At 69.6% G+C, this 23,575-nt stretch carries 20 protein-coding genes and 2 pseudogenes; 12 read left to right on the top strand and 10 right to left on the bottom strand.

Going from position 1 to position 23,575, the window contains the following annotated elements; translation table 11 throughout:
* Positions 1–121: 121 nt before the first annotated feature.
* From BIV23_RS27935 to BIV23_RS52265, 5 genes are read left to right on the top strand one after another with little or no spacing between them, the layout of a single operon-like run.
* Positions 122–1,687: an ABC transporter substrate-binding protein gene (locus BIV23_RS27935; RefSeq protein WP_425443536.1), complete on the top strand. Its 1,566-nt coding sequence runs from the start codon at positions 122–124 to the stop codon at positions 1,685–1,687.
* A 3-nt stretch (positions 1,688–1,690) separates the two neighbouring features.
* Entirely contained in the window at positions 1,691–2,650 is a 960-nt protein-coding gene (locus tag BIV23_RS27940; RefSeq protein ID WP_071383743.1) for an ABC transporter permease, read from the top strand.
* Positions 2,647–3,579 carry an ABC transporter permease gene (locus BIV23_RS27945; protein WP_071383744.1) on the top strand — a complete coding sequence of 311 codons (933 nt, stop codon included), beginning with the start codon at positions 2,647–2,649 and terminating at the stop codon, positions 3,577–3,579. The genes BIV23_RS27940 and BIV23_RS27945 overlap by 4 nt, the downstream gene beginning before the upstream one ends.
* Entirely contained in the window at positions 3,576–5,267 is a 1,692-nt protein-coding gene (locus tag BIV23_RS27950) for a dipeptide ABC transporter ATP-binding protein (protein ID WP_107471282.1), read from the top strand. The genes BIV23_RS27945 and BIV23_RS27950 overlap by 4 nt, the downstream gene beginning before the upstream one ends.
* Positions 5,264–6,322, top strand: coding sequence for an LLM class flavin-dependent oxidoreductase (locus BIV23_RS52265; protein WP_071383746.1), 1,059 nt, complete (start codon positions 5,264–5,266; stop codon positions 6,320–6,322). The genes BIV23_RS27950 and BIV23_RS52265 overlap by 4 nt, the downstream gene beginning before the upstream one ends.
* Positions 6,323–6,368: 46 nt before the next feature.
* Here the strand turns inward: BIV23_RS52265 and BIV23_RS54050 are convergent.
* A pseudogene (locus BIV23_RS54050) lies at positions 6,369–6,569 on the bottom strand (alpha/beta fold hydrolase); the annotation flags it as partial.
* 492 nt (positions 6,570–7,061) lie between these two features.
* On the opposite strand from BIV23_RS54050, the gene BIV23_RS27965 reads away from it, so the two are divergent.
* The 4 genes from BIV23_RS27965 (at position 7,062) to BIV23_RS27975 (ending at position 10,865) form a co-directional block, all read left to right on the top strand.
* A complete protein-coding gene (locus tag BIV23_RS27965) occupies positions 7,062–8,342 on the top strand; it encodes a hypothetical protein (protein ID WP_071383748.1) in 1,281 nt (426 codons plus the stop codon).
* 448 nt (positions 8,343–8,790) lie between these two features.
* Positions 8,791–9,369, top strand: a complete 579-nt coding sequence (locus BIV23_RS27970) for a GNAT family N-acetyltransferase (protein ID WP_071383771.1) — start codon at positions 8,791–8,793, stop codon at positions 9,367–9,369.
* Between the two features lie 275 nt (positions 9,370–9,644).
* Positions 9,645–9,920, top strand: a complete 276-nt coding sequence (locus BIV23_RS46915; RefSeq protein ID WP_245790677.1) for a DinB family protein — start codon at positions 9,645–9,647, stop codon at positions 9,918–9,920.
* Positions 9,921–9,989: 69 nt separating this feature from the next.
* Positions 9,990–10,865 (top strand): alpha/beta fold hydrolase, encoded by an 876-nt coding sequence (locus BIV23_RS27975; RefSeq protein ID WP_071383772.1) that lies wholly within the window; start codon positions 9,990–9,992, stop codon positions 10,863–10,865.
* Between the two features lie 1,570 nt (positions 10,866–12,435).
* On the opposite strand, the gene BIV23_RS27980 is transcribed toward BIV23_RS27975, so the two are convergent.
* The 6 genes from BIV23_RS27980 to BIV23_RS28000 all read right to left on the bottom strand — a co-directional run bounded on the left by BIV23_RS27980 (position 12,436) and on the right by BIV23_RS28000 (position 18,234).
* Positions 12,436–14,757 (bottom strand): NACHT domain-containing protein, encoded by a 2,322-nt coding sequence (locus tag BIV23_RS27980; protein WP_071383749.1) that lies wholly within the window; start codon positions 14,755–14,757, stop codon positions 12,436–12,438.
* Positions 14,754–15,191, bottom strand: a complete 438-nt coding sequence (locus BIV23_RS48955) for a hypothetical protein (RefSeq protein WP_071383750.1) — start codon at positions 15,189–15,191, stop codon at positions 14,754–14,756. The genes BIV23_RS27980 and BIV23_RS48955 overlap by 4 nt, the downstream gene beginning before the upstream one ends.
* A gap of 913 nt (positions 15,192–16,104) precedes the next feature.
* Positions 16,105–16,251 carry a hypothetical protein gene (locus BIV23_RS50555; protein WP_177240058.1) on the bottom strand — a complete coding sequence of 49 codons (147 nt, stop codon included), beginning with the start codon at positions 16,249–16,251 and terminating at the stop codon, positions 16,105–16,107.
* A 204-nt stretch (positions 16,252–16,455) separates the two neighbouring features.
* Positions 16,456–16,863 carry a hypothetical protein gene (locus tag BIV23_RS27990; protein ID WP_071383751.1) on the bottom strand — a complete coding sequence of 136 codons (408 nt, stop codon included), beginning with the start codon at positions 16,861–16,863 and terminating at the stop codon, positions 16,456–16,458.
* Positions 16,864–17,425: 562 nt separating this feature from the next.
* Positions 17,426–17,626, bottom strand: coding sequence for a cold-shock protein (locus tag BIV23_RS27995; protein WP_071383752.1), 201 nt, complete (start codon positions 17,624–17,626; stop codon positions 17,426–17,428).
* A gap of 404 nt (positions 17,627–18,030) precedes the next feature.
* Complete coding sequence (locus BIV23_RS28000) at positions 18,031–18,234, bottom strand: hypothetical protein (RefSeq protein ID WP_071383753.1); 204 nt, start codon at positions 18,232–18,234, stop codon at positions 18,031–18,033.
* An 894-nt stretch (positions 18,235–19,128) separates the two neighbouring features.
* Between BIV23_RS28000 and BIV23_RS28005 the strand changes: the two genes are divergently transcribed.
* Entirely contained in the window at positions 19,129–19,839 is a 711-nt protein-coding gene (locus tag BIV23_RS28005; protein WP_245790672.1) for an Lrp/AsnC family transcriptional regulator, read from the top strand.
* A gap of 105 nt (positions 19,840–19,944) precedes the next feature.
* Here BIV23_RS28005 and BIV23_RS28010 read toward each other — a convergent pair whose 3' ends face one another.
* The 3 genes from BIV23_RS28010 to BIV23_RS53620 form a co-directional block, all read right to left on the bottom strand.
* Positions 19,945–21,600: a gamma-glutamyltransferase family protein gene (locus BIV23_RS28010; RefSeq protein WP_071383754.1), complete on the bottom strand. Its 1,656-nt coding sequence runs from the start codon at positions 21,598–21,600 to the stop codon at positions 19,945–19,947.
* Between the two features lie 158 nt (positions 21,601–21,758).
* The gene (locus BIV23_RS53615; RefSeq protein WP_342746385.1) at positions 21,759–22,253 is read right to left on the bottom strand and encodes a DNA glycosylase AlkZ-like family protein; all 495 of its coding nucleotides are present in this window, start codon (positions 22,251–22,253) and stop codon (positions 21,759–21,761) included.
* A complete protein-coding gene (locus BIV23_RS53620; RefSeq protein WP_342746386.1) occupies positions 22,148–22,480 on the bottom strand; it encodes a hypothetical protein in 333 nt (110 codons plus the stop codon). The genes BIV23_RS53615 and BIV23_RS53620 overlap by 106 nt, the downstream gene beginning before the upstream one ends.
* A 241-nt stretch (positions 22,481–22,721) precedes the next feature.
* On the opposite strand from BIV23_RS53620, the gene BIV23_RS28020 reads away from it, so the two are divergent.
* Together BIV23_RS28020 and BIV23_RS48960 are read left to right on the top strand one after the other, a co-directional pair.
* Positions 22,722–22,961 carry a chaplin gene (locus BIV23_RS28020; protein WP_071383756.1) on the top strand — a complete coding sequence of 80 codons (240 nt, stop codon included), beginning with the start codon at positions 22,722–22,724 and terminating at the stop codon, positions 22,959–22,961.
* A gap of 362 nt (positions 22,962–23,323) precedes the next feature.
* Positions 23,324–23,440, top strand: a pseudogene (locus BIV23_RS48960) (alpha/beta hydrolase); the annotation flags it as partial.
* Between the last annotated feature and the right edge of the window lie 135 nt (positions 23,441–23,575).

Consider the following 23,575-nt stretch of genomic DNA (forward strand, 5'->3'; position numbering starts at 1 on the left):
CACGCCCACGCACGGCCATGTCCCGTACAGCCACCGTGCCTGGTGACACGAGTAGGAGAAGCCCTCTGTGACTGCACTTGCCCATGTCAGAACTTCTCGGTGGGCGGCGCTGACCGCCCTTGTGACCACCAGCGTTCTGCTGGCCGCCTGCGGATCGGGCGGCGGCGATGCGGGCAGCGGCACCGGGCAGCCCAGGTCCGGCGGCACCCTGACCTTCGCGGTGGGCTCGGACGCCGGCTGCGTGGACCCGCAGCAGGTCGCCAGCAACGAGACCATCTATTCGGTGCGCCAGATCGTGGACTCCCTGACGGACCAGGACCCCAGGACCGGCAAGATCGCGCCGTGGCTGGCGAAGAGCTGGGACGTCAGCTCCGACGCCACGACGTTCACCTTCCATCTGCGCCCGGGCGTCACCTTCAGCGACGGGTCGAAGCTGACCGCGCAGGTGGTCAAGGACAACTTCGACGCGGTGCCGAAGCTCGGCGCCCTGGGCACTCTCGCCGAGGGCTACCTGAGCGGTGTGAAGAGCACCACCGTGGTCGATCCGCTCACCGTCAGGGTGACGTTCAACCGGCCCAACGCCCAGTTTCTGCAGGCCACTTCGACACACTCGCTCGGCATCGAGTCCTCGGCCAGCGTGACGAAGACCCCGCAGCAGAAGTGCAGCGACGGCGTGATCGGTTCCGGGCCCTTCGTGCTGAAACAGTACGTGCAGAACCGGTCGCTCACCCTCGCCAAGCGCACCGGATACGCCTGGGGTTCCTCGTTGTGGACCAAGAAGGGCGAGGCGTACCTGGACAAGCTGGTGTTCAAGGTCGTACCGGAGGCGGGTGTACGGGCGGGCAGTCTCCAGTCCGGCCAGGTGGACGCGATCAGCAGCGTGGGCAAGGCCAACGAGGCGGCGCTCAAGGGCGGCCAGGTCATCCTCCGGCGACGGGCCAACCCCGGCATCGTGTTCGGTCTCGGCCTCAACAACTCGCGGACGGCCCTGAAGGACGCGAGGGTGCGCCAGGCGATCCTGTACGCCATCGACCGGCAGCAGATCGCCGACACCGTGTTCCCGACCGGAACCCAGCCGGCGACCAGCGTCCTCGCGCACACCACTCCCGACTACACCAGCCTCGCCTCCGGCCTCGCCTTCGACGCGGCCAAGGCCAAGTCCCTGCTGGATTCGACCGGTTGGAAGACCGGCAGCGACGGCCTCCGTACCAAGGGCGGCAAGAAGCTGAGCCTGACCGTCACGTGGTTCCCCAACGCCGCCACCAACCAGCCCGCGCTGGAACTCGTCCAGCAGCAGCTCAAGGCCGTCGGTGTCGAGGTGGTCCTCAAGCAGCTCCAGGTCACGCAGTTCGCCCCGACGCTCCAGTCGGGTGACTTCGACGCGGTATGGGGGAACGTGACCCGCGCCGACCCGGACATCCTGCGCAGCTCCTTCTCCACCAAGCTGGCCAACTTCTACCACCTGCCCGCAAGCTCCCTCGACACGTCGCTGTCCGAGCAGGCCGCGACCGCCGACGCGGCCAAGCGCAAGCAACTGGTCGATCAGGCCCAGCAGTCGATCGTGCAGAACGCCTCCTACGTGCCGGTGGTGGAGCTTGAGACCCAGCTGGGTGTGGCGACGAAGGTGCACGATCTGAACTTCGACGCCTCCAGCCGGCTGCAGCTGCACGACACCTGGATCGGCTGACGCATGCGCCGCTATGTGATCAAACGGCTCACGCAGGCGCTCGGTGTGCTGTGGGCGGCGTACACGGTCTCGTTCCTGGTGCTGGACTATCTGCCGGGCGATCCGGTCACGGCGATGGCCGGTGCCGGGATGGACTCGGGGCAGGTCGACCCGAAGCAGATCGCCGCCCTGCGGCACGAGTACGGCTTCGACAAGCCGGTGCTGGCGCAGTACGCCGAGTACCTCGGCCGGGCCGTGCGCGGGGACTTCGGCGACTCGGTGTCCACCGGTCGCCCGGTCACCTCGACGCTGGCCGACGCCCTGCCGCAGACACTGCAGCTGACCGGAGCGGCACTGCTGCTCGCGGTGGTCCTCGGAGGTGGTCTGGCGGTTCTGGCGACCTACACCGCTCGGCGCTGGCTGCGGCAGCTGCTGCTGTCGCTGCCGCCGCTGGGGGTGTCCGTCCCGACGTTCTGGGTGGGGCTGCTGCTTGTCGAGGCGTTCTCCTTCCGGCTGCACTGGTTCCCGGCGTTCGGCAACGACGGCCTGACGGGGGTGGTGCTGCCGGCCCTGACGCTGGCGGTCCCGACCGGCGCGCAGGTCGCCCAGGTGCTTGCCAAGAGCCTGCTCACGGCGCTCGATCAGGCGTTTGTGGAGACCGCGCGGGCCAAGGGCGCCGGCCGGTGGCGGGTCCATCTGCGGCACGCGCTGCGCAACGCTTCCCTGCCTGCGCTGACGGTCGTCGGTCTGCTGGTGGGGCAGCTGATCGCCGGTTCGGTGGTCGTCGAGACGGTGTTCTCCCGCGACGGCCTCGGCCGGGTGACCGCGGCGGCGGTCACGGCCCAGGACATCCCGCTGGTCCAAGGAGTGGTGGTGTTCGGTGCGCTGATCTTCGTGACGACGAACCTGGTCGTCGACCTGGTCTATCCGCTTCTGGACCCGCGGATCGTGGTGGCCTCGGACAGAAGGGCGGCACTCGCATGAGCCAGAGCCTTGTGGACGACGTCGACGACCCGGCCGAGGCTGCACTGGGACCGTCCCGCCCGGTCGCGGCGGGGCCGGTGCCTGATCCCGGGCGCCGCATGGACGTACGGCGGCTGCTGCGCTTCGTGGTGCGCCGCCCGGGTCTGCTGCTGTCGGTGGTCGTCCTCGTGCTGATGGTGCTGGCCTCGTTCTGGCCCGACCTGTTCACCTCGCAGGACCCGCTGAAGGGCGTGCCGTCGCAGAACTTCCGCGGCCCGAGCGGCAGTCACTGGTTCGGCACCGACGAGTTGGGCCGCGACGTGTTCTCCCGGGTCGTCCATGGCGCCCAACTCTCCCTTGAGGCAACGCTGATCGCCGTGCTGGTCGCGTTCGTGGTCGGCGGTCTGCTCGGCGTGGTCGCCGGGTTCGTGGGCCGCTGGGTGGACGACGTGGTCATGCGCTTCGTCGATGTCCTGCTCTCCATCCCCGCGTTGTTCATGTCCCTGGCCCTGGTCACCGCGCTGGGCTACGGCACGGTGAAAGTGGCGGTCGCGGTCGGCATCGCCAGTGTGGCCGCGTTCGCGCGGGTGGCGCGCGCGGAGGTCCTGCGGGTGCGGCAGGCCGTCTTCGTCGAGGCCTCACGCGCCGGCGGAGCACGCTGGTACTCGGTACTGGCCCGGCATGTGCTGCCCAATGCGGCGGGCCCGGTGATCGTGCTGGCCACCCTCGACTTCGGTTCCTCCATCCTGGCCGTGTCGGCCCTGAGCTTCCTCGGCTACGGGGCGCCCCCGCCGGCCCCGGAGTGGGGGACGTTGATCTCCGACGGCCGCAACTACCTCGCCAACGCCTGGTGGCTGACCGCGCTGCCCGGGCTGGCGATCGCCGCGACCGTGCTGGCCGCGAACCGCATCGCCCGAGCCCTGGACGGCGAATGGTCCCGGCAGCGATGACCGACGAACGTGAGAACGGTGAGGACGTGACCACACCACTGCTGGAGATACGCGGTCTGTCGGTGTCGTACCGCACCCGGGGCGGCACGGTCGAGGCCGTCCGGGGCGTGGACCTCGACGTGTGGCCGGGACAGGTGACGGCGGTGGTCGGCGAGTCCGGCTCCGGCAAGAGCACGACCGCGCACGCCGTCACCCGGCTCCTGTCGGCGAACGGCCGTATCGACGCGGGCACGGTCCGCTTCGGCCGGCACGACCTGGCAGCCCTGTCCGAGGCGGAACTGCGCACCGTACGCGGGGCACGGATCGGACTGGTCCCCCAGGACCCGACGGTCTCGCTCAACCCGGTCAAGCGGATCGGTGACCAGGTCGCCGAGGTGCTGCGCATCCATGGTCTGGCGACCCGCCGATCGGCTCCGGCAGAGGCGGTCGCCGTGCTGGACCGGGCCGGGCTGCCCGACGCGGCCGTCCGGGCCCGGCAGTATCCGCACGAACTGTCCGGCGGCATGCGGCAACGCGCCCTGATCGCCATCGCCATCGCCGCCCGGCCCGAGCTGATCATCGCCGACGAGCCCACCAGCGCGCTCGATGTCACCGTCCAGCGGGTCATCCTCGACCATCTCCAGCGCCTCACCGAGGAGTCGGGCACCGCCGTCCTGCTCGTGACCCATGACCTCGGGGTCGCCGCCGAAAGGGCACAGCGGCTGGTCGTGATGGCCCAGGGCAAGGTCGTCGAGGCGGGCCCCACCCGTGACATCCTGGCCGACCCGCAGGACGACTACACCCGGCACCTGCTGGCCAGTGCACCGAGCCTGACCACCGCCCGGCCCCGCACCCCGGTCTCCACCCCCGAGGCGCAGACGGCGCCTCTGGTCGAGGTGCGCAACCTGGTCAAGGAGTTCAGGCTGCCCCGCACCGGGGACGGCCCCCGGACCCTGCGCGCCGTCGACGACGTCAGCCTCACGCTCCACCGGGACCGGACCCTCGCCCTGGTCGGCGAGTCGGGCTCGGGCAAGTCCACCACAGCCCGCCTGGTGCTCCGCCTCGCCGACGCGACCGCCGGGCAGATCCTGTTCGACGGCACCGACGTCACCGCCGCCAAGGGCGCCCAGGCCAGGCAGTTGCGCCGCCGCGCCCAGCTCGTCTACCAGAACCCGTACGCGTCGCTCGACCCGCGCTTCTCCATCGGCGAGGTGATCACCGAGCCGCTGCGCGCCTTCAAGGTCGGCGACCGCGCCTCCCGGCTCGCCCGGGCCCACGAACTGCTCGGCCGGGTGGCGCTTCCCTCCGCCATGCTGGAGCGCCGGCCGGCGGAGCTGTCCGGCGGCCAGCGGCAGCGCGTGGCGATCGCCCGCGCCCTCGCCCTCTCCCCCGACCTGGTGGTCTGCGACGAGCCGGTCTCCGCTCTCGACGTGTCCGTGCAGGCCCAGGTCCTGGAGCTGCTGGCCGAGTTGCAGGCCGACACAGGGGTGGCCTACCTCTTCATCTCGCACGACCTGGCCGTCGTACGGCAGATCGCGCACCACGTCGCCGTCATGCGGGGCGGCCGCGTCGTCGAGACAGGCCCACCGGAGGAACTGTTCACCCGCCCTCGCCACGAGTACACCCGCGAACTGCTCGCGGCCATCCCCGGCGGTCACGTCCCCGACCCCGCCTCCGAGACCACCACGAGCCGAGGAGCAGCGTCATGAGCACCCCCACCATCACCTCGTTGGCCTTTCTCACCCCGGGCAACTTCGCCGACGACGACCCGTACACCGGCCTGGAGGAGACCCTCCAGCTGTTCGAATACGGCGAACGGCTCGGCTACGACGGAGCCTGGATCCGCCAGCGCCACCTGGAGCACGGCGTCGGCTCCGCCGCGGTGTTCCTCGCCGCGGCAGGCCAGCGCACCGAGCGGGTCGAGCTGGGGACCGCGGTCATCCCCATCGGGTACGAGAGCCCGTTCCGTCTGGCCGAGGACCTCGCGCTGGCCGACGTACTGTCCCGCGGCCGCCTCCAGGCCGGCTTCAGCACCGGCATGCCGCACGCCGAACTGCTCGGCGACCTGGTGTACGAGGGGGACTGGCGCGGCTTCGACCTGTCGTACGGCAGGATCGCCCGCCTCGTCGACAACCTGCGCGGCGGCTACCTCGGCGGCCCGGACACGGTGATCCGCTCGCCCGGCAACGTCCAGCGGCCGCGGCTGCAGCCGCACAACCCCGGTTTGGTGAAGCGGATCTGGTACGGCGGAGGCAGCCTGCGCTCGGTCCGCTGGGCCGCGGAGAACGGTCTCAACCTGCTGTCCGGCAACATCGTCTCCGGCGAGGACACCGACGCTTTCACCACCGCCCAGCTGAACCTGCTTTCCGAGTACCGGCGCAGCCTGGGCGACGACCGGCCGACGGCGCGGGTGGCGCTCGGACGGGTGATCGTGCCGTTCGACAGCGCCGGCACCGCCACCCGGGCCCGCTACCGGGACTACGCGGCCAGTCGGCACGAGCGCACCCTGAAGCCGCAGACCCTGGCGACGCTGGGCCCGAAGCGATTCCTGTTCGCCCCGGACGTGGTCGGCACCGCGGAACAGATCCTCGAACAGCTGGCAGCCGACCCCGTCCTCGCGCAGGTGTCGGAGCTGCGCCTGGAACTGCCGTACGAGTTCCATCGCGAGGAGTACGAACAGATCCTGCACGACGTACGGCACCTGATCGCCCCCGAACTCGGCTGGCGCCCCGCTTCCCCGGCGTTTCAGGAGACGGGCCGGTGAGTCCCGTTCCAAAGCACCGGTCCGGCCGGAGTGCCAGACAGCGGACCGCCTCGGCCGCGCCCATGGAGTGCCCCACCAGTGCGACGTCGAGCAGCTCCGGGTGGGCGGGCAGGTGAGCCAGGTCGTCGGCGAGACGGTCGCGGCCGTGACCACGTCCGGGCCCGTCGGAGCGCCCGTGCGTGCGCCGCTCGTGGACGACGCAGCGCATGCCGGCAGCGATGACCGCGGGGACCTGGTAGTTCCACATCCCGCTGGTGAAGGCCCAGGCATGGGCGAGCACGACGGTGCGGCCATCGGCTGGACCCGCCTGCGCGCGGCTCGGCCCGTCGGTGTGCCGTTCGACGGACAGGCGTCACAGGGAACGGCCGGCCGATCGGATCACGCGAGGATTCGCTGCCCCTACGAGGTCCAGTACCGGTCGCGGGGCAGATTTGTGCCCTCTTGACGTCGGCTGCCAAGACGGCGTCGCGCAGCCATGTGGCGTCCGCCAACCACCGCGCCCTGTCCTTGCCGCGCCCAGCCGGAGGGCACGGCGACAGCTGGGTCTTGGCACCGGGCTCTGTCGACTCACGCCCCTGAGAGCCGCGACTCGGAAGGTACTCCGGACATTTTCCAGGCACAATCCGGCCAGCGCGGAAGCTGACCTGATCGCATTCGAACGAATCTTTTGCAATTGACGGCAACTCCACGTCACGGGCAGCCTCGCAGTGGAAAAAGCGGCATATGGGAGAGGTGGAGAGTGGCAGACGAAAATGGGAAATCCGCCGACGAGCCCTACGTAATCCGCGGCCGAGGCAAGGACAAGGCCCCCGCAGGCACCTTCGCGCTTTTCGCCGACGTCAACTACAACGTCGGCGGCCCACGGGACAAGATCCTCGTCATCCCGGCCAAGGGCACGGCAAACAACTTCAGCGATTACGGATTCGATCAGAGCGATGACGGCGTGAGTTCCGTCGTCAACAACACGAACAACGACAACATCCTCTTCACACGCACCAATCAGGGCGGCAGCCAGCTGCCCGTGAGGGCCGGCACGTCGATCGACGACATGACGAAGATCCCTCTGGCGGGCAGCCCGACCAGCACGTGGAACGACCAGGCACAGTCCGCCCTCGCCTTCGCCCAGCCAGTGCCGCTCCCCGTGTTCACCGCCCCCGCGGCCGGCGCGCAGACCGAGAACCGCCGCCAGCCTGTCCAGGGCACGGCCGCCCCCGACGTGCAGCAGGTGCTGCTCTACGAGGATGCCAAGCAACTGGGCACCCTCCCGGTCAAGGACAGCAAGTGGGAGTACACCCCGGACGCCGACTGGCCGCTCGGGCAGCACAATCTCGCCGCCATGGCCGTGCGCGACGACGTGACCTCCGGCAAGGCGTATGTACGCTTCTACGCCACGCTCCCGAGCCCCGTCGTGGACGTCACGTCACCCAGGAACGGCGCAGAAGTCGACACCGGAGCCTCGATCGCCGGCGTCGCCTTCAACGCCGATTCGGTGAACCTCACCGAGGGCAGCACCAAGCTCGGCAGCGCCAAGGTGAACGGCCAGAACTGGTCCTTCCTCCACGAAGGCGGATGGAGCCCGGGCAGCCACACGGTGACGGCGAAGGCCGTACGCGGCAGCCAGGAATCGGAGCCCGACACGGTCACATTCACCGCGGCGAAGAAGAATCTCACCGTGGACTACAAATTCAACTCCAGCTGGCAGGACTGGGAGACCCAGAAGTACATCTACTCCTACGACATCACCATGTACGCCGGTGAATGCGACGTGAGGCACTGGAACGTCGGATTCGGCCAGCTTCCGGTGGGGTCGGTGCTCTACAAGGAGTTCACCAACACCTTCTGGGGAATGATCATCGAAGACGGCTCCAACGGCGACGTCCTCCTCGGCTCGCCCCCCGAGGGCATCCACGTCGTCCCGAAGGGCGGCAAGCTGGATATCCGCGTCCTCGTGCTCTACCCCACGCAGGACGAGGCGTACAAGCACCTCTACGCCCTCTTCGCCAAGTCCCTGTCCGAGTAGCGGCGCCCGCCGCCTGGCCCGGCGACGCCCTGCGGGCACCGCCGGGCCTTTCCGCCTGCCTGCCGGCACGTCCCGCACCGCGGACAGGTGCGCCGACTTGGGCGTGAGCACCGGCCACGCCGACTTCGACGAACCGAACGAGCTGGTCCGGGCGCTCGACGGTGTGGAACGGGCACTGATCATCAGCGTCGGCATCGACATCGACATCGACGACCGGCTGCCCAAGCACGCCAGAGCGATCGAAGCCGCCGCGAAGGCGGGCGTGGGCCACGTCCTGTTCACCTCCATCACTCTCGCCGGCGACCCGAGCCACCCCAATCCCCTCGTCCCCGAACGGGTACCCGGTCGCTCCGATGAGCGGATACGTATGCCCGCCCGCCGAGAAAAGCTGTTGCCAGTGGCCCCCATCGGATGTCTGATTGATCGGACACCGATCAGGGGAGGGAACATGAGGACGTCGCTGCCCACCCCCTCATTACACACCGACCGCCTTCGACTGCGGGCCTTCGAAGACACGGATGCGAACGACCTCTTCGCACTGCACAGCAGCGCCTACGTGCTGCGCTACTGGGACTCGCCCCCGTGGAACGATCGTGTGCGCGCCGAGAAGTTCATCACGGCTTGCCGGCACATGGCGCAGGAGGGCACCGGGGCGCGGCTGGCCGTAGATCGTGTGTCCGACGGAGCATTCATCGGATGGTGCAGCCTGAGCAGGTGGCATCCGGACTACCGCAGCGCGTCGCTCGGCTACTGCTTCGACGATGCAGCGTGGGGCCACGGCTACGCGACCGAGGCCGCGCGCGCTCTGCTGCGGTGGGCTTTCGACACGCTGGACCTAAATCGGGTCCAGGCCGAGACCGATACACGCAACCTGGCTTCTGCCCGTGTGCTGGAGAAGCTCGGCTTCGAGCGTGAAGGGACGCTACGAGAAGACTGCGTCGTCAACGGCGAGGTCTCTGACTCGTGGGTCTACGGGCTGATCAGGCGGGAGTGGCAACCGTCGTCCGAGCCGGTTCCCGCCCACTGAGTTCCGTCGCTCGGCCACTCGGTATCGGCCAACCCCGAGCAACTGATCACTGCGCCTCATCCACACAAGTCGGCGAAGCGGACTGAGTGTTACGCCGGTGCACCTCGTTGCGCCAACAGCGGCTGGACCTTCCCCATCGCACGCGTGGCGGTGGAGCGGCCCACTCCGGACCAACAGGCCGGCGCGGCGTGTGTGTGGTGCCATGCCGCAGATTCACCAGCGTCGCCGACAGGCAGTCGACATTGCTCGCGTTCCTGAACCACCTCCGTGAAGCAGTGACTGCGAAGGCGCAGGGCGTTGATGACGGGCAGGGGCGAACGCCCGGTGTGCCCTCTGGCACCAGAGTTTACGGCTTGGCCAAGCACCTGACGGCGGCAGAGCTTTTCGCTGGCCTGGGCCTTCGAGGGTGCCGATGTCGAGCGACGAGGACAGCGTTCCGGTGGAACCGTCAGTCTGTTCACGAAGGATGTCTGCGTGGCCGGCAGACGAGCCGCGGACCACAGCCACTCGTTGACGGCGGCGATGAGGACAGTTGCCTCATGACGGGCTAGGTTTGCCGTGATCGAGGCCAAGGTGAAAGTCAGGTGCGGGACATCCTGTCCATGGCCATGATGTTGATCATGACTGGATACACCGACGTTCCTGCCCGGCTGGGTGAGAGTGCTCTGTCTGATGGGCGGCTGCTCGGCTGGGCCGAGTGGGGGCCGTTGGACGGGGTGCCCGTTCTGTTGTGTCCTGGTGCGGCTACGAGCCGGTGGCTGGGGTTCGGTGCAGGCGTTGTTGAGGCGCTCGGAGTGCGTCTCGTATCTGTGGATCGTCCCGGTCTCGGTGTCTCGACGCCCGCCCCTGGGCGGACCTTCTCTGACTTCGCTGGAGATGTGCGTCAACTCTGTGTGCTGCGGGGGCTGGGACACCCGGTTGTGGTCGGGAATTCGCAAGGTGCGCCATTCGCTCTCGTGTGCGCTGCGGAAGGGGTCGCCTCGGCGCTGGCCGTCGTCTCGGGTGCGGACGAGTTCGCCAGGCCGGAGTTCGCTTCAGTGCTGAACGCGGACCTGCGCGGTCTCGTCGAGCGGACTGAGTCCGATCCGGCTGGCGCCGAGAAGCTTTTCGCCGGCTTCACTGCGGATGCGATGTGGGACATGGTCATGGCCGGGAGCCCAGGGTGTGACCTTGCCGTGTACCAGGATCCTGCTTTCGCGGCTGGTTACCGCAGGGCCTTGGACGAGGGATTTGCTCAAGGTGCCGCTGGTTACGCTCGTGACACGGTCCTGGCGATGGGGCGGTGGCCGTTCGCCCTCGACGAGATCGATGTCCCCGTCGATATCTGGTACGGCGAGCAGGACACCAGCCACTCGCCCGACAACGGAGCATTGCTCGCTGCCCGTGTGCCCGGTGCTCGTCACCATGTCGTGCCAGGGATCGGCGGCGCCCTGCTGTGGACCCATGCCGAGTCGGTCCTCAGGCTCCTTCTTGAAAAGACCGTCACCGACCAGTAGACGATCCGCTCGTGGCCGTGCTGGGGCGCGGGGCGTGCACGTGCCGGACAGCGATCTCCGTCCAGCTGTGCGGGTGGCCGAACATGTGCAGGTCCGGGAGATTGATGACGATGAGGGCAGGCGGTTGCTGCGGATCATCCGCAGAGGCACGGGGTCGGGGGTGGTCGTGCCGCTCCGGCCGCCGACGCCTGCCTGTCCTTGGAATTCGGCGAGCACGTCGCCGCCCGCGTCCCCTACCCCGACGAGCGCACCATACTCGGACTCACCGACGCCGGCCCTCTCCTGATCGCCCACCGCGTGACCAGCGACCCCGACCAGGACCGCCGCCTGTTGCGCGCGGAGTTGAAGGCCCCCGCCGCCACATGCCAGCTCGACTACCCCGTGACGCCGACCAGGCCGGCCACCGAGCGCGCCGCCCGCCGCCGAACCGCATCGGAGTACCTTCGCTCTACTCCTTCAAGGGCGCGCCCTTCGGCGTGCCGGGCGGCTCTGGCCGCCCCGGCCAGGCACGCGGACCTCGGCCGCCCCCGTACGGCCGGCGACCGCCGACACCCCCACGGCACCCGACCAAGCAAAGAAGCCCCCCACGCGATCGAACGCGAGGGGCTTCATCGTCTGCCCTGTCGGCAGCCCGGGGAAGGAAGCCGCACGAGAGCGAGGCACTTTCCCCCTCCCACCAGGGACGCCCGCTACTCCCGAGCCACGCCGGTGATGCCGCAGAGGCACACGTCAGATGACGGCGCCAACGGCGTGGAGGACCAAACCAACGACGGCAACCGCCGCGCTCGCGGCAACACCGAGCACACTGCCGATAGCAGAGAGAATCATGACAGACCTCCACACAAGGATGTAGTCGGACGAACTTACTGCTGTCTTCATGACGTCGTACGACTGCTCGCATTACGGGTCAGACGCGCCGTACGCGATCAGAACTCACCCCAATGGAGGCCGGTAGCACCAGGGGCGCTACAGCGCACCCCCGGACCCCGCCCACGCGTGGATCAGGGGCAGTCGGCACTGCCCTGCACTGCGGATGCTGTCCCGAAGTTCCCGGTTGGCGGCGTTCAGTTTCTCGGCCTTCGCGCGTACCCGTTGTTGGCGTCCCGCCGAGTGGCGTAGCCGGTCGAGCGACGTGAACGCGCGAGTGTCTGCGCGGGGCGTGCACCCGCTACCCCTGAGTGCTCCCTGAACATGGGCAGGCCATCGCAAGTCTCCCTGGCGTACGGGCAGTTCGTCCGGAGGAGCGCCGATGGCCTTGTCCCAGTCCGAACCTGTGGCGGGCAATCGGACTGTGGAGGACGACGATGAACCGGCATACGACGATGGCGACTTGCCGATGCGGGACGCATTGAGGGTTTCGAAGGCGGACCGGTTGGTTGTGACACGGCGGTCGAGGAGCGCGGCCGTGGACTGCCCCGGATTGGGCTGGCTTCAGTCACCTTGTGGCCGCCGCTGTCGGGCTTGTCTCGTCGCGGCGAGGCCGGATGCGTCCATTACTGACAGTGCTCACGGGATGTCGCACAGTTGCTCAGCACGAAAGCGCGGGGCCCGGAGCAAACGGGACGCCAGATTATGAGCGCTGTCCGAGCAGGCGGAGTTGCACGAACAGGTCGCCCGGGTCTCCTCCGCGCAGGCCGGTCTGGCCTTGCCCGGTGAGGCGGATACGAGTGCCGTCCCGGACGCCGGGCGGGATTCTGACGGAGAGGGTGCGTCGGGTGCGTACTCGCCCCTGGCCTGTGCACCTGTCGCAGGCGATGGAGGCGACTGTGCCGCTGCCGTCGCAGGCCTCGCACCGTATGGCCGTGTCGAAGCTGATCTTCTTGACGGTGCCGGACCGGGCCTCGGCAGAGTCTATGTCCGTATGAATCAGCAGATCCTGGCCTCGACGGTCTTCGGGTGCCGGCGCCCGGTTCCGCCACGCCAGCCGGTCTCGCAGTCTGGCGTGGCGGAACTGGTAGACGGACCCCGCCTGCCGCAGGACGCCGCGCCGGTGGGCATCGGCCAGGAAGCCCTCCAGACGCCAGGGCAGCAGCCCGCGGGCGGCGAGCAGCGACCGTGCCACCAGGTAATCGGCCCACGGTGACTGGGTGAGCAACGCGGGCACGGTGAAGGCCGCGGCCAGCGCCGCGAGCCGGAAGGCCGGAGTCGCTTCGGTCGGGTCAGCAGCCGACATGGTGGCAAGGGCCGGTTCGGTGATGAAGAAGACGATCAGCACAGCCAGCCCGGTGACCGTGACCAGCGTCCGTCGTCGGCTGACGGTGAGCGAGCGGTGCGGGCTACTGGCCTCGTCGCGATCGACCCGGCTGCCCGCCGCGACCATGAGCCAGGCCAACAGCAGCAGCGCGAGCACGGCCGCGGCCAGCCCTCCCAGCACGAGGAGGATCTGCAGCACAGGGCTGCTGTTCGGCCCGGCAAACGCTGCGGCGGTCAGCCCGACGAACAGCACCATGACCCAGCCCACCGGAAAGACCGTGAGGCGTAACAGAAGCCCGAGATGGGGCCGGAACCGGACCTTTCCCCGAGCGAGACCGTCCGGGACCCGCATGGTGAAGCTGAGGAACAGGCACCCCACGTAGAGGAAGAACACCGGGCCGCCCATGTCGTCGTCCAGGGTGAAGTCCTGTCCATCGGCAATGGGCACCACCATCCACACGATCACCAATGCCAGCAGGCCCAGCACCCTTCGCTCTCGCCAGTGCTTCGGCCTGCGTCGCAGTTCCCACCATGAGATGTCCTCGCCGTTCAGGTCGGTGAGGCGGCGGGCCAGGGTGGCCAGCCAGCGGTTGGCATCGTCCGCGCGCCAGTTGCGCGGCGGGCGTCGGCCCCTGGGCGGGGGTGGTGCCGGGCCGTCCGGGTACACCGCGGGAACGAGCGCGTCCAGGAGATGGCGTTCGACGGCCGCGGCAGTGGGGAACCCTGTCGGGTCGATGAGTTCGGCGGGACGGGTGTCCGGCTCCCGGTAGGCGACGCGCGCCAGCCAGAGCATCAGTGGCATGGACAGACACCGGGCCAGGTTGCCGTGCGGCCGCTGCGTCAGGTCGTCCAGCACCGGCTGCCAGCGTGCCGCGTGCTGCGGTGTGGCGCTGCTGCGCAGGTACTCTGCGGCCGCCTCGGCGGACAGGGGGTCCGCCTGTACGACCGCCGCCGACCGCAGCACGGAAGCGGCGCGGGCCGCCTTCGCGTAGGCGCTCGTGCGGCAGGTGAGGATGAGGGAACCACCCGCTGCCAGAGCGTCGTTGAGGCTTTTGAGGGCCAGAGGGGCGTGGTCGGGCGGCAGTTCGTCAAGACCGTCCAGCACGGGCAGGATCCGCCGGTCGCGGACGAGGCCCCGCGCTGTCTCGGCCGTCAGCTGCGGGTAATCACGGAGCAGACAGTGCTCCAGCCAGGTGTGCAAGTGCTCCTCACCTGGACGCCACGACGCGATCGGCAGCAGAACGGGCACGGCGTCCCCGACGCGCATCTCCTGCAGCAGCTCGATCACCAGCAGTACGGCCAGTGTCGTCTTGCCGACCCCCGCCTCGCCCAATACCACCAGGCGACGCTGCCGCAGCGCGAGGAACGCGTTGGAGAACGCGCCTGAGCCCGCGCTGCTTCCCTCAGCGCTGTCTCCGATCAAATGAGGGTGATCCCCGAACTCCGTATCCCGCACGACCCGCCACGGGACTGGGATCGGCACCGGGTCGAACAGGCCGCGCATACGGGCTTCTTCACGCCACTGCGCCAGCACCGTACGGGCGAGGTCACGTGCCGCGGCCTCCTGCGGATCGTCGATGACGAGCTGGAAGTAGTTGTTCTGGACACCTCCGGCCCCCAAGTTGATGGCGGTCGGACCATAGAAGGTGTTGCCGAATACCCATCCCTGCGCGGCGCCGGCGGACTCCGACGCGCTCACGCCCCTGACCCGAAGTGGTTGTCCTGCCGGTTACGGTCCCCGACCTGGATCGCGGCAGGCCCGTGGAAGACATTCCCCTCCATCCGCGCGCCGCTGTCGGCGGCGTTGCGCGCCTCAGCCACCAGGGCGCGCAGCTCGGCAGCCGCCTCCTGGCCCGCCCGCTCGTCCAGGTCCTCCAACAGCGTCTCGAACCGGCCACGCCACCCCTCCGCCTGCACTTGGCGCACCCGATCCACCTCGTCCCCGACAGCGGAGACCAAGGCGGCCGCGGTCACGTCCAGCCGCTCCAGCTGGGCCCGTTCACGCTGCGGGTCGCCTCGGCCCAGCAGAAGAGCCGCCCGCTGCCGTATCCCCGCCCATGCTTCCGTACCCGCGGCCTGTGCCACCGCGGTACCCCCCGCGGCGGCGAGCGCCGTCAAGGCCTCCGTCAGCATCTCCGTCCACTCCCCTCTTCTGCGCTCCCTCGACCGTACCGCCAGTGAGGGCGCTCCACAGCACCGTTGGGCGGCAAGGCCGCCGCGGTGGGGCGGCAGCGGTCGCAAAGCCGACGCCTTCTTCTCCGGGCGCCGTCACAGCGGCCCTCTCCGCCGTCCTGGCCGTGGTCCCGATTCCGGATGCCATCAGGTTCGCCAGGCTTCTGCGCTCGCCGCCTCGGTGCGGGGAAAATCGAGGCGGGCACCCGGTAAGCCGTGGAGTCTGTGCTGCCGGTCAGCTCGCCCAACAGCGGCAAGCGGGTCCTGCCGGCGTGCATACGCACGCAGTGCTTGAAGCGGCCCGGGACCTGAACGTTGGAGACCGGGCGGTTCGCCACCAATCGGCCGAGATCCGGCGGCTGATGGCCTGGCTCAACGGTTATTCGGACCGTCAGCGGAAACCATCCCACTCTGAAGTGACCGAACCACCTCGGCAGCGGGTGCTGCGGGCTCGGATTTTGGCGCCGGCAGGGCGTGTCCGACCGTTCGGTTCACCTACGTGGAGGACGGTTCGCCCGGCGCGTTTCCCAGTCGTCTCCCGCGCGCAACATGTACGCGCCGCGCACCCCCACCGGTACCGTCCCGCGTCCTCGGCCCATGACGCTCAGCCGCGCCGCTCCCGCCCGAGACGCCGCCCCGCCAGCAGCACAACCACCGGGAAGAGAGCCCCGCCACGCTGAGCGCGAACGTCAATCCCCGAGGACGGGCCCTTCGCGACAAAGCCCGAACGGGCGCGCGCGGCGGTGCTGCGTGCGCCCGGGTCCGCGCTGCCGATCGCCTGGGTGACCGCTGACGCGCCCTACAGGAAGGAACGGGGCTTCCAGCAGGCCCTGGAGGATGCGACATGGCGCGTCATATCCAGCGTCCAGCACGATCAGGACCTGCCGGTGGCCCGGCCGCCACTGGCCGTCGGCGACGAGCTGGTCGCCTCGCGGAGCTGGACCGTGGTCACCGCGGTGACGTCGTCCCCCGGCTCCAGGCGGACCGCGGTCCAGCACCGCCGCCCAGCACCGTCGTCCACAAGGTTCGGCCGGTCTCCAGCGCGGCCACGATCGAGCCCGGCCAGCCCGGGACCATCTGCACCACCCACACAGGCGCAGGCACGACTGGACCCCGCCCGGCGGTCGCCCGGCCCATGACACCGCCCCCGGGCCCTTCCCACGAGAGTGCTCGGGACCACCGGGCCTCCGGATGCAGCCCGGCGCCCCCTGGTATGGCCCGGGGGTCAGCGCACCCTGACGGTCTCGGCCGGCCCGACCATTTGCAGGCGGAGCTTGTTCGAGCCAAAGTCAGCCTCGTAGAGCGCGCCGCGGAACTGCAGCGTGCCTCGGTGCTTCGCCTGTACCCAGGTATCGACGGCGCCACCACGGCCGATGCCTCCGTGAGCGCACTTCACCGTACGCCAGGGCCCTTTGCCCTGCCGCTGCTGCACACAGAACTTCTGAAGGACATCGCTGTCGTTCTCGGCGTCCCCCTTCACGTGGACGCGCGCGCCGACCTTGACGGTGTGCGGGCTCACCTTGAAGTCGTAACTGACCTTCGCGGAAGCCGTGACCGCACTCAGCCCGAGCGCCGATATGCCGACCGCTGCAACGACGGCCGCACGCGCAGCACGCCGGTCGAGAGCACTCATCGTTTGTCTCCCCCTACGGATGGTCTTGTGCTTGGCAGCTTCGAAGAGGCGGAGGATACGAGGCTGTTCCTCGGCCTGTAGCCACCGGTTCCGTGCACCAATCGCAACCTGTCAGAGGGAGAACACGAGAGCGCCGTTGCCTCGCCGTTCATGAATTTTTCGGCGGTTCCCGACGAGCCGGAATCCGGACCCGTCACAACTGGCCGTAACGGCCCCGTTCACGTGCCGTGGCCCAGCGTCCCTGCACCGGCAGCGGATCGTGACTCGAACCGCACCTCAGGACATGATCCGGCCATGCGCATACGGAGGGCAGTGCGGTGGGTTGTGTGGGAACTGTGGTCGGTGTGCCTGGTCGTCGCAGTCGGGACCGTCGTGGTGGTGACGGCAGAGACGCTCGTCCTGCTCACTCGCTGCCGGACCTGGACGGACGGCTGTTGAACACTTCGCGTGAGGCGCCTGCCCGTCCGGGACGGCCGCGGCCGATCTGCGTGATCCAGAAGCCCATCCAGGCACCACCCCGCTCATCTCCGGGGTGGTGCCTGCCGCACGCCGTTCGGAAAGCTCAACGAGCCTTCCGGACCTCGGCCGCGTGCCCGTCTTGCACGTCGACCTGGAATTCCACCTTGTCCCCCTGGCGCAGATTCGCCCTCTCTGCGGGACTTGAAACGTCATCCCGAGAGAAATGCCGTTTGGGACCGTCGTCGTCCTTGATGCGGCCCGTGCCCTGCGCCTGGTTGAACTCCTCGATCTTGCCTGTAGACATGGCTGCGTTCCCATCGCTCGGCGGTACTGAGAGGCCCCGGGTTACGAGTGGGTGCCCACGGCCAGCGAACCCGCACTCACGTGCGGCAGCGACTGCTGTGATCCGAACGGGTGACGGCACCCATGAGGACCCGGCCGGAACCTCAGTGCTCCCATACCTCCGCACCGTGGCCATGCCACTTGAAGACCCACGATCGCATGACGCTCAGCCATGCCCTCACCCTCACTCAGCCGCAGGTGAGGCGCACTCGGGCGACGCCTGTCAGTGGTGGCCGGCAACCCCACGGGGTCAGGCTGTTCACCTCGGCCGACGCGTTTCCCCAAATGCTGCGGAGGAACGGCGTCTGTGCGGCCGCCACGACGGGGCGACGCGGCGGCCGCGTCTCCGGCACTCGGCCCTCATGCTCAGTGGTCGGCTCCGGAAGTCCTTCGGGGGTTCCACCGGAACGCCTGCGCCATGGCCTTGTAGCGGTCTCCGAAGACTCGGAGCCGGTCCCTGGTCTCGGCGAGGTCGGTGAAGCCGTTGGGCGAGACGACCTGGCGCTGGACGACGGAGAAGCAGATCTCCACCTGGTTGAGCCAGCAGGCGTGTACCGGGGTGTGGGCCATGCGACCATGCCCGTGTTCGGGACGGCGGCGGCCAAGCGGTCGGCTGCTTCCTTCCCGCGGCGGGAGGAGTCGTTGTCGACGACCCGGAAGGCGCGCTTGGCGCCGGCGTACGGTTCTTGGCTCATGACCTGGGTGACCAGGGTCATGAGCGGATCGAGGCCGGTGCGTGGTTCGGTGCGGCCGAACACGCGGGCGCGGTGGACGTCGTAGGCGGCAAGGCAGGCCAGCGGCCCGCCGCGGCCGTATGTGTGGCTCACGCACATAGGCCGCCTCGGGCCGGAAACCAGGGCCGGAGGGGAACATCCAGGAGCGGTGCGGCCAGGGCTTGAGTGCTTCCTGGCCCAGCGGGCGGCGCACGGCGGAGGCCGACACGGACGAAGCGATGCCTCGAAGCATGGCCTCACGGGCCAGTTCCGGGTACGGCCGGCGGGACAGTGGCGCCCCGGTCCCAGCGGGCAACTGGCAGGCCCGTGCCTTGATTTGGGTAACCGGCAGCGCCGTGGACGAAGGAGGCCCCGGCCGGGACGGCTGCGGTCGGCCGAACCGCGTATGCCGTACCTGGCGAACCGGCCCCGCCGGCTTCCGCACGGTGTCCAGGTGCAGGCCCGTCTGGCGGGCCTTGCGCACGTTGGAGCGGCCCCTGGCCGCATGCAGCACGAACTGCGCGCGCATCCGGGCCTGGTAGGGGGCCTTGTGGCGATGGGCGGGAGCCGGTGAGGTCGCGGCCGCAGGTACCGACGCGTCCGCCGCTGCCGGTTTCGGCACGAAAATGTAGGCGAGCACGGAGCCGATGATCCCGGCCGTCGCAGCGGCGATCAGGACCCGGTTCAGGGCCTCGGGCAGAGCTGCGCTGTGCTGTTGAAACCGTACGTCGAAGACCGCGACTCCCAGTGTTTGCCCCAGTTGCCGAAAGGTGGTCATGGCTCCGGCGGCCATACCTCCGAGATCTCGTGCAGCGTCCAGACATCCACCGCGGACGAGAGCGAAGCGCTGCTGCTCCGCAAGCTCCCCAGAACCAGCCGCGTCACCGCCGTCTCCGCCCACCTGCTGCTCGGCAACTACGCCCTGCCCGACAACTGTGCCGGGCCCGCCCGCCTCTCCCCCGACCAGGCCGCGCTGCTCACCCCGCCGCCCGCCGAAGCCAGCGTCGTCTCCCTGGAGCCCGCGGACCACCCGCTCTTTGATCTCCTGTCGCGAGACGGACGGGCGAGCCACACCGAACTCGCGGCCGCGACCGGTTGGTCCGAATCGACCGTGCGACGCCGACTCGCTGTCCTGCGCCAGTCCGGAGTGCGCACCCTCCTCGTCGACATCCCGCCGGCCGCCCTCGGCTTCCGGACCGAAGCCCGTCTGTGGATGGCCGTTCCGCCCTCCCGGCTCACCGTCGTGGCCTCCGCGATGGACGACCATCCCGAAGTCTCGCTCGTGGCCCAAACCACGGGCCCCACCAACCTGCTCGCGGCCGTCAACTGCAGGAACTCCCTTGACCTGGCACGGTACTTGACCGAGTGGATCGCCTCACTGGACGCGATCCACACAATTGAGACGGCCCCCGTCATCCGCACGGTGCAACGAGCCGGAGCCCTGCTTCCGCTCGAACGCTGAGCCACCAGCAGCTCGCGAGAAATCCTGCCCGCCAGACCGGCCGACGTCGACGTCCTTGCCCACGGGAGCGCCCGGCACCGCGATGCGCTCACGACTCAGGTCGTGTCAGCCTCCTGCGGCGGCGCCGTCCCTGCGGGGGTCGGCGGCCGCGAGGAGTGCGCCGCCGGGGGTGATGTCGATGAGGGCGGCTCCGCTGCGCAGCGGTACGGCTGTTGCGCAGGGGTGGCCCAGGGCGCGGAGTCCCGGCAGGAAGCGCTCGGCTCTGGTGCCCTGTTCCACGTCGGAGCGGACGTCGCGCAGGCCGTTGCAGTGGTTTGTGGTGGTCTGGCCGCTGACATGGCCGTGCGCGAGGGCTGTGCGCGGGTCGAGGTGGTGGATGAGCGTGTCGAGGATCTGATGGGCCACGTAGTCGGGGATGGGGCCGCCGCCGGCCGAACCGGCCACCAGGCGTGGCCTGCCCTGGGGAGTGAAGACCAGGGTGGGGGCCATCGAGGTGGTGGGGTGTTTGTGCGGTTCCATGAGGTTGTGGCCGCCCGTGCCTGCGGGTGCGAAGTTGGTGAGGGCGTTGTTGAGGACCATGCCACGGACGAGGAGTCCGCAGCCGAAGTTCTGGTTCACCGCGGTGGTCATGGACAGGGCGTTGCCATATCCGTCCACGATGCTCACCTGGCTGGTGGCGTCGTTGCTGACGGTGCCGGGGGCCGTGGCGGCGCACCGTCCGGGGCGTACGCCACGGACGGCGGTGGTCGAAGAGATCAGTGCGGCCCGCCGGTCGAGGTAGGCAGGTGACAGGAGCCCTTCCACGGGGATGTCACCGAGGTCCGGGTCCCCCGCGCAGGCCCGTGCGTCCACTCCGGCCAGTCGTCCGGATTCGATCAGCAGATGAGCATGGCCGAGTGTGCCGGGCGTCCGTGCGGCGATGCCCTTGCGGTCGGCCAGGCCGAGGATGCCGAGGACGTCGATGCCGCCGAAGGCCGGCGGTGGGGCCGTGCACACCCGGTAGCCCACAGCCCGGCGGCACAGGGGAGCCCGCTCGCGGGCCCGGTAGTCGGCCATGTCCCGCACCGTCATGAGTGAAGGGATCACCGCAGGCCCCCGGCTGTCGGTAGCGGGCTTGAGGGTGCCGCGCGCGGCACCCTGCACCAGGGCAGGTGCGATCCCGCCGCGTGGTGCGTAGAAGGCGTCAGCTCCGCCGGCCGCGACCTCGTACAGGACCCGGGCAAGCTCAGGGTTGGCCACCCTGGCTCCGGTCGGCATGGGCCGCCCGCCCGGGCAGTACAGGGCCCGCACATCGGGGTATGCACAGCCCTCCCCGGCCATGTCGTGAAGGTAGCGGCCTGCCGGAAAGCCGCGGGCAGCCAGCCGCCTGCCCGCGTCGAAGAGAGAACCCCAGGGCCGGCGGCCGAACCGGCGATGGAGCAGGCCGAGAACCCTCACCGTGCCGGGAACCCCCACCGCGCGCCCTGTGTGCTCGACGCTGTCGCCAAAAGCCCGGATGCCGAGGCGCTGTTCGTGCTCGGTGGGCAGGCGCAGTCCCCGAGTGGTCACGGCCGGGGCCTGCGCGAGCCCCTCGAAGAAACGGACACGACGGCGCCCAGCGTCCCAGTAGAGGATCTGGGTGCCCCCACCCAGCCCGGACGACTGCGGCTCGACCACCGCCAGCACCGCCTGTACGGCCACCGCCGCATCCGCCGCGCTACCCCCACGCCACAGCACCGCACAGCCCGCCAAGGCCGCCGGCGGGCTGGCAGCCGCAACCATGAACCGCCTCCCCCCTACCGGACCGGCAGCAGAACGGCCGACAACCGGCACGCACACACCGTGCCGCACCACCCCGACGGGAAATCCCGTCCCACTCCCACCGGACCAGACACCCGGCGCGAGAAACAAGAACGAGCAGAGAAGGGGCACGAGGACGTTCAACACACAGCGGCGAAACCGCACACAGCCTCCGGAACACAGCCCACCGACACCTCGCAACGCCCGCACCCCGCCACCCGCCGCACGGCGAAGACATCCAGCAGCACAGCCGCAAGGCAAACACACCAACACGAGCAGCACGGACAAGACCCGCCGAAGCGCGCGTGGTCGGGGTCGAGGTACCAGTCGTAGTGTCGCCGGCCCATGGCGGTGGGATCGAGACCGGGCAGCAGCGCAGCCGTCGGCTCGGGTCCGGGCGGGGCGGTCTGGGTGGTGTCGTGGTCTTCAGGCAGGAGATAGCCGGTGCCTTCGTCGAGTTCGACGGCCTGCGCGCCGGTGCCGGCCAGGGCCTGGCGGGTGTCGGTGAGACTCCGGCCGGTCCACCGCTTCACGTCATCGACGGTGACCGGACCGAACGCCTCGAGATAGCGGCGGGCCAGGCGGTCCTCGCGTCCGCGACGGCGATGCGGATGAGGGGCCGGGCGGAAGTCCAGCGGAACGGTGCCGGGGCCCAGGAGCTGGCAGGTCGGGAGCGGCGGATACGGCCCTCCGCGGCCAGCACGGCCAGGACGTGGGAGCCGGTGCGTTGCCGTGGCTGGTAGAGCTTGCCGGGGAAGACAGTGATCTGCTCGCGCAGATCGGGTATGTCGGCGGCGAGTTGGGCGGCGCGGAAGACGGGGCCGGGCCGACGGTTCGAGCCGGGCGAAGGCAGCCTGGACACCTCGCAGCGGGCTGGGGCAGCCGACGAGATGAGCCCCGGCGTGAATCCCGCGGTCGGCCACTGCTCCGATGAGCGGATGGATGTGCCCGGCAGCCGGGTGAACTCCCGTGTCCGGGAGATCGGCTACGTGTTGGACTGGGCAGTCGTCCGGGCGGGCCGGGTGCTCCTCCCGCCGGGACGGCAGCCCCGGGGCATTGCCCGAGACGGATCCTCGCCCTCTCGACCTCAAAGAAAGCGAGTCATGATCGTCATGAAGAAGATGCTTGCGGTTACCGCCGCTGCCTGCGCCGTCGTCCTGAGCGGAGCGGGCCTGGCGGCCGCCGACGCCGATGCAAAGGGCGTCGCAGTGAACTCCCCCGGCGTGCTCTCCGGCAACGTGGTTCAGATCCCGATCCACATCCCGATCAACGCCTGCGGCAACACCGTCACCGCCATCGGCGGACTGAACCCGGCCATCGGCAACACCTGCGTCAACGGCTGATCTGACGGGACAGGCCGAACCGGGCCCCATGGGCCTTCGTGTGTCCGAGTGAGCGTGGGCGGCCAGACTTCCCCTCTCGGCCGCCCACACATACTGAACCAATCAGGACCGCACGGGAACGATCACCCCCCAGCGCGGCGGCATCAGACGGCGGTGGACGGTTTGACCGCGATCAAGTACAGCCTCGAACCGCTGCGCCCGCGCAGCGACTTCGCCCCGGACAGCGCCCGCAGCGCGCTCACCGACGGCGGCCACGACCCGACGTAACCGGATCAAATCCGCGTCACCGGTTGAACGTCGAGAGAAGACGGCCTCGCGCACATACTGTGCTCCACACTCGGTTACTGCGTGGCATCGGCGGGGCGCCGACGCAGGCCCGTGCCGACCTGCGCCGGGCCGCGAAGGCCGGCGAGCCGGTCGGTGACGAGCTCATCGACGCCCTCGTCCTCCCGCTCGTCGAGAAGTCGGTGCCGGAATGGTGGCCGAGTGCCGCACCGACTGGCTGGTACCGCCGATGGCCGGTACCGCCGTGATCGGGGCGGTTGCGCAGGTGCCGACCACCGCCATCGACCGGCCGGCACCGCCTGCCGTCCACCGGCCCGACGGCGGGGCCG

The organism is Streptomyces monashensis (genome assembly GCF_001866665.1).
GTDB lineage: Bacteria > Actinomycetota > Actinomycetes > Streptomycetales > Streptomycetaceae > Streptomyces > Streptomyces monashensis.